At 65.5% G+C, this 12,227-nt stretch carries 9 protein-coding genes; 6 read left to right on the top strand and 3 right to left on the bottom strand.

Annotated features, from left to right (window positions below; all coding sequences use genetic code 11):
- Positions 1 to 33 precede the first annotated feature (33 nt).
- Both ABD050_RS14415 and ABD050_RS14410 read left to right on the top strand, forming a co-directional pair.
- Positions 34 to 1,137: an alpha/beta hydrolase gene (locus tag ABD050_RS14415; RefSeq protein WP_343890107.1), complete on the top strand. Its 1,104-nt coding sequence runs from the start codon at positions 34 to 36 to the stop codon at positions 1,135 to 1,137.
- Positions 1,138 to 1,170: 33 nt separating this feature from the next.
- Positions 1,171 to 2,109 carry an alpha/beta hydrolase gene (locus ABD050_RS14410; RefSeq protein WP_343890106.1) on the top strand — a complete coding sequence of 313 codons (939 nt, stop codon included), beginning with the start codon at positions 1,171 to 1,173 and terminating at the stop codon, positions 2,107 to 2,109.
- Here ABD050_RS14410 and ABD050_RS14405 read toward each other — a convergent pair.
- The 3 genes from ABD050_RS14405 to ABD050_RS14395 form a co-directional block, all read right to left on the bottom strand.
- On the bottom strand, positions 2,102 to 3,391 hold the full coding sequence (locus ABD050_RS14405) for an MFS transporter (protein WP_343890166.1): 1,290 nt from the start codon (positions 3,389 to 3,391) through the stop codon (positions 2,102 to 2,104). The two genes, ABD050_RS14410 and ABD050_RS14405, sit on opposite strands and share 8 nt — an antisense overlap.
- A gap of 88 nt (positions 3,392 to 3,479) precedes the next feature.
- On the bottom strand, positions 3,480 to 4,481 hold the full coding sequence (locus ABD050_RS14400; protein WP_343890105.1) for an alpha/beta hydrolase: 1,002 nt from the start codon (positions 4,479 to 4,481) through the stop codon (positions 3,480 to 3,482).
- 34 nt (positions 4,482 to 4,515) lie between these two features.
- Complete coding sequence (locus tag ABD050_RS14395; RefSeq protein ID WP_343890103.1) at positions 4,516 to 5,574, bottom strand: alpha/beta hydrolase; 1,059 nt, start codon at positions 5,572 to 5,574, stop codon at positions 4,516 to 4,518.
- Between the two features lie 238 nt (positions 5,575 to 5,812).
- Between ABD050_RS14395 and ABD050_RS14390 the strand changes: the two genes are divergently transcribed.
- The 4 genes from ABD050_RS14390 to ABD050_RS14375 all read left to right on the top strand — a co-directional run bounded on the left by ABD050_RS14390 (position 5,813) and on the right by ABD050_RS14375 (position 11,961).
- Positions 5,813 to 6,799, top strand: a complete 987-nt coding sequence (locus ABD050_RS14390) for a LacI family DNA-binding transcriptional regulator (RefSeq protein WP_343890102.1) — start codon at positions 5,813 to 5,815, stop codon at positions 6,797 to 6,799.
- A 295-nt stretch (positions 6,800 to 7,094) separates the two neighbouring features.
- Positions 7,095 to 9,317: a TonB-dependent receptor gene (locus ABD050_RS14385; RefSeq protein WP_343890101.1), complete on the top strand. Its 2,223-nt coding sequence runs from the start codon at positions 7,095 to 7,097 to the stop codon at positions 9,315 to 9,317.
- Positions 9,317 to 11,089, top strand: a complete 1,773-nt coding sequence (locus ABD050_RS14380; RefSeq protein WP_343890100.1) for a tannase/feruloyl esterase family alpha/beta hydrolase — start codon at positions 9,317 to 9,319, stop codon at positions 11,087 to 11,089. Before ABD050_RS14385 ends, ABD050_RS14380 begins: the two co-directional genes overlap by 1 nt.
- Positions 11,090 to 11,286: 197 nt before the next feature.
- Positions 11,287 to 11,961, top strand: coding sequence for an NAD(P)H-dependent oxidoreductase (locus ABD050_RS14375; protein WP_343890099.1), 675 nt, complete (start codon positions 11,287 to 11,289; stop codon positions 11,959 to 11,961).
- Positions 11,962 to 12,227 lie beyond the last annotated feature (266 nt).

The following is a 12,227-nucleotide window of genomic DNA, read 5'->3' as shown; positions in this document are numbered from 1 at the left end:
TGCGCGCCGACATCGGGCAGGAGAGGAAGCGACATGAGGGCAGGGTTATTCGAGCGCATTGGCGGCGCGCTGCTGGCGGTACTTGCGGTCCTGACCATGTCGCAGCCGCTCGCGGCGCAGGCCGACAGGCCGGCACAGATCAAGGTCGACGAGCAGGGCACGGTGCAGGTCCCCGCAATGACGGTGCCGGTGTCGAGCATGCTCAGCCCCGAGGCCAGGGTCTATGTCGCTGATCATCTGCATCAGATGCAGCAGCCGGCCCTGTTGCAGCAGAAGAACGGCGTGCCCGTCTTCATGGAACCGTATCTGGCGCGCCAGAACGCGCTGTTCGCGCACAAGCGGGTCGAGGCGCAGATCGGCGGCGTGCATGTCTATGATTATGCACCGGCGGCAGGCATTGCGCCGGACAATCGGAATCGGGTGCTGATCAACCTGCACGGCGGCGGTTTTTCGGGCTGCTTCCCCGGCTGCGCCGAACTCGAATCGATCCCCCTCACCACGCTCGGTCGCATCAGGGTGGTGTCGGTCGATTATCGCGAAGGGCCCGAGCATCGCTTCCCGGCGGCGAGCGAGGACGTCGCAGCGGTGTACCGCGCGCTGCTGAAGCGATATCCGGCCCGGAATATCGGCATTTATGGTTGCTCGGCGGGCGGCATGCTGACCGGCATGGCGACGGCGTGGTTCCAGGTGCACGGCCTGCCGCGGCCCGGCGCGATCGGCATCTTCTGCGCCGGTACGACGATGTCAGGCTTCGGCTTCGGCGGCGATGCCGATTTCGTGACGGCGCCGCTCGGCGAGGCGCGCGCCGCTCCGGCCTGGCCGCCCGCCGACCCGGGCACGGCGTCCAGATTGCCCTATTTCGCCGGCACTGACCCGAAGGATCCGCTGGTATCGCCCGGATCGTCCGACTCGGTGATACGCCGATTTCCGCCGACGCTGATCATCACCGCGTCGCGTGGCTTCGAATTCAGCGCGGCGGTCCATGCCCATAGCCAGATGGTCCGGCTCGGGGTCGATGCCGATCTCCATGTGTGGGAGGGGTTGTTTCACGGCTTCTTCTACAATGCCGATGTACCGGAATCGCGCGAGTCCTATGACGTGATGCTGCGCTTCTTCGATCGCCACCTTGGCCGCTAGTCTTGCCATGGCGATGCGCCGGGCGCGGCGGCCGTGACCCAGGCGGGCGCGGCACGCGGCGGCTTTGCGCCGCTGGCGCCTCCCTCGGGTCGCGGCCAGCTGTTCGTCCGTCGCGCCTTCGCGTCGCCCGAGCTGCTTCCGCGCGACCTGTTCGTCTGGGTTCCCGACACCGCTGCCCCGCCGGACGGATTCCCGGTGCTCTACATGCAGGACGGGCAGAATCTGTTCGATGCGCGGCTGGTGCCGTTCGGGACGGCGTGGGAGGTCGACCGCAGCATGGCGCGTCTCGCCGATGCGGGGACCATCATGCCGGCCATCGTGGTGGGAATCGCCAGCACCACCGACCGGTTCCTGGACTATGCGCCCGCGTTGATCCTGGACCGACTATCACCTTCGGCGCGCGGCGCGGTTGAATCCGCCTGGGGCGGCGCGGCGCGCTCCGCCGCCTACGCCAGGCTTGTCATCGAGGATGTTAAACCCCTGATCGACGCGCATTTCGTTACCTGCCGGAGCGCCGACAGCTCGTTCCTTGCCGGCTCCTCGCTGGGCGCCGCGATCGCGCTCGAGACGCTTGCGCGCTATCCCGATCGTGTCGCCGGCGCGGCGTGCCTGTCGGCGCATCTCAGCCTGCTCCCGGTGACTGAAAGCGAGACGCTGCCGCCGGATTTCGCTGCCGATGTGACGATGGCGGTGGCTGATTTCGCAAACGCCTGCCTGCCGCGGGCAGGCCGCCATGCGGTCTGGATCGACCGCAGCGGGCAGGGGATCGACCGCTTCTATGGCCCGACTCATGCGGCTGTCGCGACCGCTCTGTCACGCCTCGGATATGCCGAGGGCATCGATGTCGTGGCGCGCTGCTATCCGGGCGTCGGCCATGACGAGGGGGCGTGGCGCGCGCGCCTCGATGATGCGCTGGTCTTCCTCCTCGGCCATGCCGAGCGATCGCGCCGCGGGCAAGCAGGGCTCACGTGACGGCAGCGATCCTGCCGCGCGTCGGCCGCGGCTCGCGCGCCCAGAGCACGCACAGCGCGGCCAGCCCCATCAGGACGCCGCACAGCGTCAACACGTTGCGCGCATCCCCGCCGAGCCAGCTGTCGAAATAGAGCGGCATCGTCGCAGCGTTGAGCAGCATGGGCGCGACGATCATCATGTTGAAGATGCCCATATAGACGCCGGTGCGCTCGGGCGGAATCGCATTCGACAGGATGATATACGGGTTGCCCATGATGCTGCCCCAGCCCAGCCCGATGCCGATCGCGGGGAGGAACAGCCAGGTCGTGTCGGCGATATACGGGATCGCGATCATGCCGCAGCCGGCCGCGACGAGGCATAGCGAGTGCATCCTCGCTGCCCCCCAGCGCCGGGTCAGCGGCACCATCGCCAGTGCCGCGACGAACGCCACGCCATTGTAGAATCCGCCGAGCACTCCGTTGTCGAGCACCGCGCGACGAAAGCCCTCGGACAGCGGATTGCTCTCGCCATAGACCGAGCGGCTGATCGAATAGATCACATAGTTCCAATAGGCGAACATCGCATACCATTGGAACAGGCTCATCAGCGCCAGCTTGCGCATCGTCGGCGGCATGGTGACGATCGCATCCCAGATTTCGCCCAGCGTCGCGCCGATCGTGCGCGGCTTGGCGGCGATGGCCGCACGCTGCTGGTCGCTCAGCGGCAGTTCGGGAACGCGCAGGATCGACCAGGCGATCGTCGTGAACGAGAGTATCGCGCCGATCGTGAAGGCAGCGCGCGTGATGACCGGGATGTGATGCGAGTCCACGGCGTTGACGTTGAAGCCGAGGGCGTTGACCATGAATGTCGGCGCCAGATAGGCGAGCATCTGCCCAAGGCCGGTGAATGCGCTTTGCGACAGGAAGCCGAAGGCGCGCTGGTCGTCGGACAGGCGATCGCTGACATAGGCTCGGTAGGGCTCCATCGTGATGTTGTTGCCCGCATCGAGGATCCACAGCGTGCAGACCGCCGCCAGGATGGTCGGGCTGAGCGGCATCACGAACAGGCCGATCGAGCAGAGGATCGCGCCGAACAGGAAATAGGGTGTCCGCCGGCCCCAGCGCGATGCCGTCCGGTCGCTCATCGCGCCGATCAGCGGCTGGACGAGCAACCCCGTCAACGGCCCCGCCAGCTGCAGCAGCGGCAGGCTCGCCTCGTTTGCGCCGAGATAGGAATAGATCGGCGCCATGTTCGATTGCTGCAGCCCGAAGCTGAACTGCAACCCGAGAAAGCCGAGATTCATCTCGATGATCCGCAGCAGCGATAGATGCGGCTTACGCGCGTTGGTCACGAAGTTGTCTCCAGGCAGCGGCCCGCGGGCCGACAGGACGTCATTTCGCGCCAAGATGCTGGCCAAGCCACAGATCGAACATCGCCGGCCAGTGTCCGGTCGGCGCATCGGGAGAGCCGAGGCCGAAGCCGTGCCCGCCGCGTTCGAAGAAATGCGCTTCGGCTGCGACACCCGCCGATCGCAATGCCGAGAGCATCATGAAGCTGTTCTCGGGTGGAACGGCGGAATCGTCGAGCGCGTGCGCCAGGAAAGTCGGCGGGGTCGCGGTCGTGACATGAAGGTCAGCCGAGCGACGCGCAATCAGTGCATCGTCCGGTGTGGGGCCGAGCAACGCCGCCGCGCTTTGCGCATGGGAATATCGGGGTGAGAGGGTGATCACCGGATAGATCAACCCGGCCGCCGACGGTCGTGGATCGTGCGTGTCGATCGCGTCGCGCGGGGAGTAGACCGGCTCCGCGAATTCCGTCGCCAGGGACGCGGCGAGATGCCCCCCCGCTGAATAACCGAGCACCGCAACCCTGGCTTCGTCGACGGCGTAGCGCTTCGCGTTCGCGCGAATGAGCCGTATCGCTCGTTGCGCGTCCTGCAGCGGGACGTTCCAGCGATTGGTCCAGCCTTCGCCGGGCAGGCGATAGGTGAGCACGAATACCGTGTAACCAAGCCTGGTGAGCGCATCCGCGGTATCGGCCCCCTCATGCGTGCCGACGACGAACGTGTAGGCTCCGCCCGGTATCAGCAAGACCGCGCGGCCGTTGCCGAGGCGCGGACGGAACAGGTGGAGCGTCGGCACGGCGACGTTGCGCAGGAAACCGGGGGGAGACCCGGGCGGGACCGGCATCGCGCGGAACCCCTGCTCGGGAGCTGCTCCCTGCCATAAGGGCAGGACTTCGGCGTGCCGCCAACTCGCCGAAAGCGGACCGAGCGGCCCGGATGGGGCGGGCCGGATCTCGGCCGTGGCGGCTTGCGACAGCATGATACCCGCGCCGGCTGCGGCCAGCACGGCACGACGATGGATTCCGGTTACCTTTGTTTCGTCATGCATTCGACCAACCCCTCGCTTTATTCGATCCTGCGCATCAGGCGCCTGCGGCGAAGGCGGCCTTGAGCGCACTCTTCCAGGCCGCGGTGAATTCCCGCGAGACGCGTGCGTCGGGCACGACGAAGTCGAAGGCGTGATAGGCGCCCGGCGTGACGTGAAGCTGGGTCGGCACGCCCGCCGCAATCAGGCGCCGCGCATAGGCCATGTCCTCGTCGGCGAACAGATCGATGGCGCCCACGCCGATAAAGGCGGGGGGCAGCCCGTCCACATTGGCGATCCGGGCGGGCACCGCGCCGCGCGGTACCCCGTCCGAACCGGCGGGCACCCCCAGAAAGGCGCTCCATCCGAAGGCGTTCGCTTCGGCGGACCATCCGATCCGGCCGATCTGCGCCGGCACCGGGCGCGTGCTCCCGGTCCGGTCGTCGAGCATCGGGTAGATCAGCAGCTGGTAGCAGATCGGCACCTCGCCGCGGTCGCGCGCGACGATCGCCAGCAGCGCGGCAAGGCCGCCGCCGGCGCTTTCGCCCATCACCGCGATCCGCGCCCGATCGACGCCGAGCTGCGCTGCGTTCCGGTAAAGCCATGTGAGCGCTGCGTAATTATCTTCGACCGGTCCCGGATAGGGGGTTTCCGGCGACAGGCGATAATCGACATTGAGCACCACGCAGTTGAGCTCAGCCGAAACCGTCTGGCAAAACGCGGTCATGTTCTGCGCCCGACCCGAGATCATGCCTCCGCCATGGATGTGAAGGATCGCGGGCCGGCCTGTCTGGCCGGAATTGGCGCCGATCAGCTGCACCGAGACGTCGGGGTCGCCGCGGCGCCCGGGAATCTGGCGGGTGACAACCGCTGGCGCGGGCGATGGAAGCGAGGGCGGCGCGACCCACGACGCGCGCATCTCCGGCAGCGCCTGCCGGGTCATTGGCGGGAAATGCTGCGCCAGCATCGCCTTCGCCGCGGCGCGCAGCTCGGGGTCGACGAGCGTGAGCGGATCGCCCGTGCCGACGGCCGCCAGGGCCCGCGCGGCAGGGGCCAAGAGAAGCGAGGCCCCGGCCGCCGCCGCGAATTTGTGCAGTTCGCGCCGGGTCAATATCATCGAGCCTCTCCCTGGTCATGCCGTCGCAGTGAAAACCTGCAATCGATTGCGCACCCCTCCTCTACAGCCAGACGGCTCCAACCGCAATCACCGCCTCGACATTGCCCGACCATCTCCCGGCAGCGATGCGTGGCGACGACGTCGTGCGTTGCACCGAGCCCACGATGCGGTATGTAGCCGCATGCGACCGCCAAGGGCCAAGGACGACGAGAAGGGCAAGACTGCCGGTCCCCTGAAAATGACCGACATCGCCCGGCTCGCCGGCGTCTCGACGTCGACCGTCTCGCGCGCGCTTGCCGAAAGCCCGCTGATCCCGGCAACCACGCGTCGCCAGATCCAGCAGATCGCGATCGACCACGGCTATGTCATCGATCAGCGTGGGCAACGGCTGAGGTCGAATCGCACCCGCACGATCTGCGTTGCGATTCCGCTCGGGCACGAAGCCGACCAGCTCATTTCCGATCCCTTTTTCCTGCAGCTGTTCGGGCATCTCGCCGACGAGATATCGGCGCGTCATTATGACGTCCTCCTCTCGCGGATTCCCTCGCCGGCGCCGGGATGGCTCGTGCGCCACGTCCAGTCGCAAAAGGCCGATGGCTATATCATCGTCGGCCAGAGCAATCAGCACGAAGAGATCAACGCCGCCGCGCGGGCCTTCCTGCCGCTGGTGGTGTGGGGCGCCCATCTGCCCGAACAGGCCTATTGCTCGGTAGGGTCCGACAATGTCGGTGGCGCACGTGCGGCCGTCGACGCCCTTCTCCAGGCGGGGAGGCGGCGCATCGTGTTTCTCGGCGCGACCGCCTTGCCCGAGATCCAGATGCGCCTGCGCGGCTATATGAACGCGCTCGAGCGGGCTGGAATCCCGGTTGACGAGGATCTTATCCAGCCTGCGCATTTCACCGGGGATACTGCCCTGGCGGCGGTGCAGGGGCTCATCGCCCGCGGCATCGCCTTCGATGCTGTGTTCGCCGCCTCCGACGTGATCGCGCTGGGGGCGTTGCGTGCCCTGCAAACCAGCGGCGTCCAGGTGCCGACCGACGTGTCGGTGATCGGATTCGACGATCTCGATCTCGCCGAACATTCGCATCCGCGGCTGACCACGGTTCGTCAGGATCTGAAACACGGTGCCGCCGCGCTTGTCGAGTTTCTGTTTCGCCGGCTTGAGGGCGAGGAAACACCTTCGGCGACCTTGCCGGTTCGCATTGTCAGGCGCGATTCGCTCTGATCGAACCGGAATCGGGAAGCGGCGCCGACACCGAGGCGGAAGATTCGCGCCCCTGTTTCCGCCCGGCTTCCACGAACCGGCAGGCAAGTCCATCACCAGCCACCTGCACCGGGTGACGCGCGGGCAAAAGCTGCCCTCCGAGGTCGCAAGCGGTTGAGAGTAACCGTCTGGTTACGAGCGTTTCCGTGGGTGGAAAGGAGCGTTATGCAATCGATTGCTATCTCGATTGCTATGGGGTATACCATATCCCCTAAGCCGGATCGCGTAAGACGACTGGCATCCAGGGGAGGTAAAAATGAAACCAGAAATGCTGGGATTCACATCCACCGTCACGATTGTCACGGCGCTCTTGTGGGCCCCGCCCGCGACCGCCCAGGCTCAGGAGGCGCCAGCTCCCCAGGCCGATCAGACCGGTGTCGCGGACATCATCGTGACGGCGCAGCGGCGCGAGGAGAAGCTGCAAAGCGTTCCCATCGCGGCGACCGCGCTCACCTCAGACGAGCTGAACCAGAAGGCAGTGACTCGGCTCGGCGACCTCCAATATGCAGCGCCGTCGCTCTCGATCACTGATCAGGGCCTCACTCAATCAGTCAATATCCGCGGAATCGGCATCTCCAGCGGTTCGCCGCAGGTCGCGAACGGCGTCGCCACCTATATCGACGGTGTATTCCAGCCGCCGATCGTGACATCGTCAAGCTTCTACGACATCGGCTCGGTTGAAGTCCTGCGCGGGCCGCAGGGCACTTTGGTCGGATCGAATTCGACCGGCGGCGCGATCTTCATCAACACGCAGAACCCTTCGACTGACAAGATGAAGGGCTATGCCCAGGCGAGCTATGGCAGCTACAACGCGGTCAGTGCCGAGGGTGCCGTAAACCTGCCCATATCAAGCACGCTCGCCGTCCGTTTCGCCGGGGTCACGCGCTGGCGTGACAGCTATTATCACGATGTCGGGTCGTTCCATAACAAGCCTGACAGCCTCGACGAACAGGCGGGGCGCATCGGCATCATGTGGAATCCCGCCAATTTCCGTGCGGTCGCCAAGGTCGAATGGGTCGACAAGAATACCGGCGGCTATGCCTATCGTCCGATCCTCACCACCGCTTTCGCCGCTGACCGGCTACCCGATTTCCGCGAGCTGGATTATAACGCGCCGACGCTCAACCACGAGCGTGCGTTCAATTCGAGCCTCGAATTGCGCTATGAACTGGACGGCGGCATCGTGCTTCGTTCGGTAAGCGGCTACACCAACAAGCGCATCAACAACCTGTACGACACCGATGGGGGCAGCCTGCTGGGCGCTCATGGCGAGAGCCCGAACCAGACCCAGGATCAGTTTGTCCGCGAACGCGAATATACCGAGGAAATCAACATCATCTCGCCCACGACGGGCGCGTTCAACTGGATCCTCGGCGGCTATGCCCAGAAGAACAAGATCGATGTGATCATCAAGTCCCTCGCTGGCGCCGTGACCGACCCAACCGACATTCGCAACTTCCAGGACAAGCTCACCCTGGGCGCGTTTGCGCAGGCCGGCTACAAGATCACGCCGGCGCTCGAGGTGCAGCTCGGCGTCCGCTATTCGAACTACAAGGTGACGAGCAGTGGGAACGTGGTGATCGGGGCGGGTGGTCCGATCTTCGGCCCAACCGGCCTCCAGGTCGCGGATCTTGCCGCCAGCCACAATGACGGGCGCCTGACCGGCAAGCTCGGCCTCAACTGGAATCTCGGCGGAGAGGGCTTGATCTATGTGTTCGCGGCGCGCGGCTACAAGCCGGGCGGCGCCAATTCGGTGAGCTCTGAATTCGGGCCCGAGACAGTGTGGGATTATGAAGCGGGCTGGAAATCCAGCTTCTTCCGAAACCACCTCCGCACCCAGCTCGGCATTTTCTACATGGATTATCACGACTTCCAGTTCGACACGGTCGAGCCGAGCACTGGCCAGAGCGGGGTCGTCAACATCTCGAATGCGACGATCAAGGGTGCCGAATTCCAGGCACAGGCGAAGTTCGGCGGTCTCAGCTTCGATGGGGGCATTGCCTATGTCGACTCGAAGCTCGCCGCAGTCACCATCGTCAATTCGCGCGCGCTGCCGTCGATACCACAATATGGTCCGCAATGCCCGGCGGGCACACCCTCCAATCCGCCGGTTTGCTTCAACTACACGCCCTTCCTGGTGACGGCAGGGGGCGGCCCCAACCTGTTCTCGCCCAAATGGTCGTACAATGCCGGCGTCCAATATGAGGCCGGGCTTGGCGATGGAGTATCGCTCACGCCGCGGCTCAACTACGCCTTTGTCGGACCACGCTGGACCAACCTGCTCTATGTGCGGGCGACCGATTATCTGCGCGCGCGGGGCCTGCTCTCGGCGCAGCTGACGCTGAAGGTCCATGACTGGACGATCGAGGGCTACGCAACCAATCTGGCGGACAAGGTCTATGTCAGCGGGCAATCCGGGAACAACGAGTTCTACGGCGCGCCGCGCGAGTTCGGCGTCCGCGTGGCGACGAGGTTCTGATGGTCATGCGCGCAACCCTGCTGGCCGGCTCGGCGATGGTCGGTGCCCTGTTGTCCACGGCCAGCGGGGATCGCCCGCCCCCCGGCAATGCTGCGGCTGACGGGCCGGCGCGCACCTTCGAAGCGCGCTGCGCTGCGATCGGATCCGAAATGAAGGGGGCCTGGCCTGTCCCCGCTACCAGGATCGTCGCCAGCGTCTATCGCGTAGCGGGTCCAGCGCCGACTCCTCCGGGGCCACCGGGAATGGCGATGCCGCCGGCCACGCTGCCGGTACATTGCGAGGTCACCGGCACGATGCACGAGCGGACCGGGATCGACGGGCAGCATTACGCGATCCGGTTCCATCTCCGCCTGCCCGAAAACTGGAATCACCGCTTCTTCTTTCAGGGCGGTGGCGGAACCAACGGTGATCTCGGCGATGCGATCGGCCGGTTGACCGGGGATGCCGCCCCCGCTTTGACTCAAGGCTTTGCGGTGCTCTCGCAGGATTCGGGGCATGACAATGCCACCAACGCGTTGCCCGACCGCGGCGGAGCGACGGCGTTCGGCTTCGATCCGCAGGCGCGCGCGGATTTTGGCGGCGCCTCGCTTGCCCCGGTGACGCGCGCCGCCAAGGCGGTTGTCGGCAAATTCTACGGCGCTGCGCCGCGCTACAGCTACTTTGTCGGCTGCTCGAAGGGCGGGCAGGAGGGCATGGCGCTCGCGCAGCGCTATCCCGAACTTTACGACGGCATCGTCGCGGCCGCGCCTGGCTTCTCGCTGCCGCGCGCTGCGCTCGCCGAGGCGTGGGATACCCAGAGCTTCGCGCAGGTTGCCAGGGCGAAAGGCGAACGGGTTACGCCGGCGTCCCTGGCCGCCACCTTCAGCGATTCGGATCTCGGGCTGGTTCGCAAGGCAGTGCTCGAGGCCTGCGATGCCGACGACGGCCTGAAGGACGGGATCGTGGGCAATTTCCGCCAATGTACATCCGCCAAGGTGCTACCAGCACTGGCGCGGAGCACGTGCACGGGGGAGAAGCAGGATTCCTGTCTCTCCAGGGCGCAGGTCGGCGCGCTCGTGCGGGTTCATGACGGGGTCGCCACGACGGCGGGCAAGCCGCTCTACGCCGGTTTCCCATGGGACGCAGGCTGGTCGGACATGGGCTGGCGAATCTGGAAGATCGGCCTGGCTGATGGCCATGTTCCGGCGATCAACGTGATGATGGGCGCACCGGCGCTCGCGACGATCTTCACCGTGCCCCCCAAGGTCCCTGGTGTGGGTTTGGAATCGATGCTCGCTTACCATCTCGGCTTCGATTTCGATCGCGATGGCGGCGCGATCTACGCGACGAGCAAAATCTATCCGCGTTCGGGTTGGCAGGATGTCGGCGCGCGCTCGCCTGACCTCGCTGCCTTCCGCAAACGTGGTGGCAGAATGGTGGTGCCCCAGGGCGTCTCGGATCCGGTATTCTCGATCAACGATACGATTGCCTGGTGGAACGAGGTCAACAGCAAGGTCGATGGCACGGCGTCGCAATTCGTTCGGGTGTTTCCGGTGTCGGGAATGGGGCATTGTGCGGGCGGCCCAGCGACCGATCGTTTCGACTCATTTGGCGCGCTGGTGCAATGGGTCGAGCAGGGCAAGGCGCCTGACCGGATCGAAGCCTCGTCGGGGCCGATGTCGCCATGGCATGGACGGACGCGCCCGCTGTGTCGCTATCCGCTCATCGCACGGCCGAAGCCCGGCACGGTTGGCGGCGAGCGGGCGGAAAGCTTCGTCTGCGCGAGGGGCTGAGTTGCACCCACAATGCCGATGCGGCAGCGACGATTCCAGGTCTTGGCCGGGTTGGTCATGCTGCCATTGCGGGCAGCGTATGGCGAGGATCATCGCTTACCGCTGATGAGGTCGCGATGATCGGCGACCCGTGTCCGTAATTCTACCAAGTGTCGGCTTGGGAGGGGCGCCTTACCCTCAGGCGCAGGAGAATCACCATGACCGATCAGCTCAAACCGCCGACGCCACGCCATGTCGTCATCCTCTGCCATCCCGAGCAGGGCAGCTTTAACGCGTCGGTCGCCACAGCCTATGCGACGACGGTGCGGGAGCTTGGCCATGAAGTCGTGGTCCGCGACCTCTATGCGATGGGCTTCCATCCCGTGCTCAAATCTGCGGAACGGCCGGGAGACACGTTCCATGTGTTTCGGGATGTCGAGGACGAACTCGAAGTGCTCAGCGCCACCGACGTCTTCGTGCTGGTCTATCCGATCTGGTTCGGATCGCCGCCGGCCATGCTCAAGGGCTATGTCGAGCGGGTGCTCGGCAGTGCCGTCGTCCCTTCCGCCGTTCGTCAGGGCGCCGCGAAGGGGGTATTGGCGGGCAAGCGCATGGTGAGCTTCACCTCGTCGGGTCTGAAGGAGATCTGGCTCGACGAGGTCGGCCAGCTCAACGCGCTGATCCATGGCTTCGATCGCTATATCGAACATGCCTTTGCGATGCTGCCGTCGCGCCATCACCATGTCGGGTCGATCGTAGCCGGCATGGAGCCGCGCTGGGTAGAACAGCATCTCGAGGATGTCCGCAGCCACGCGCGCAAGATCGTGCGCGACCTCAATGAGGAACGCGCCCTTGCCGCGGCCCCGGCCGGAGCGCCCGTCACGCAATCCTGATCCGCCGACGGCGGATTCGTCCGCTGAGTCACATGAGGCTCGTTCGATCGACCGGGTTGGTCGATTCAACAGGATCGCGGGCTGTTGCAGCACGGAGCAGGGCAGGCTGCCCCTAGGTAGCTCGCCCCCGCTCTTTCTCAGATTGAATCACAACAAGACGACACTCGCCACGCCGGCCCGGGGGAGGTGCTGGCTGTTACCTGGCTGTTACCTGGCTGTTCCGGCGAAAAAGCTGGCTGTTATGCTGGCTGATACCTGGCTGTTAT

It is taken from the genome of Sphingomonas oligophenolica (genome assembly GCF_039522915.1).
Taxonomy (GTDB): Bacteria; Pseudomonadota; Alphaproteobacteria; order Sphingomonadales; family Sphingomonadaceae; genus Sphingomonas; species Sphingomonas oligophenolica.
This window is presented reverse-complemented; position numbering and strand designations above follow the sequence as displayed.

Coding starts and splice junctions, on each gene's coding strand:
- ABD050_RS14415 (WP_343890107.1), top strand. CDS start 34: ATGAGGGCAGGGTTATTCGAGCGCATTGGCGGCGCGCTGCTGGCGGTA.
- ABD050_RS14405 (WP_343890166.1), bottom strand. CDS start 3,391: ATGAATCTCGGCTTTCTCGGGTTGCAGTTCAGCTTCGGGCTGCAGCAA.
- ABD050_RS14400 (WP_343890105.1), bottom strand. CDS start 4,481: ATGCATGACGAAACAAAGGTAACCGGAATCCATCGTCGTGCCGTGCTG.
- ABD050_RS14395 (WP_343890103.1), bottom strand. CDS start 5,574: ATGATATTGACCCGGCGCGAACTGCACAAATTCGCGGCGGCGGCCGGG.
- ABD050_RS14390 (WP_343890102.1), top strand. CDS start 5,813: ATGACCGACATCGCCCGGCTCGCCGGCGTCTCGACGTCGACCGTCTCG.
- ABD050_RS14385 (WP_343890101.1), top strand. CDS start 7,095: ATGAAACCAGAAATGCTGGGATTCACATCCACCGTCACGATTGTCACG.
- ABD050_RS14380 (WP_343890100.1), top strand. CDS start 9,317: ATGGTCATGCGCGCAACCCTGCTGGCCGGCTCGGCGATGGTCGGTGCC.
- ABD050_RS14375 (WP_343890099.1), top strand. CDS start 11,287: ATGACCGATCAGCTCAAACCGCCGACGCCACGCCATGTCGTCATCCTC.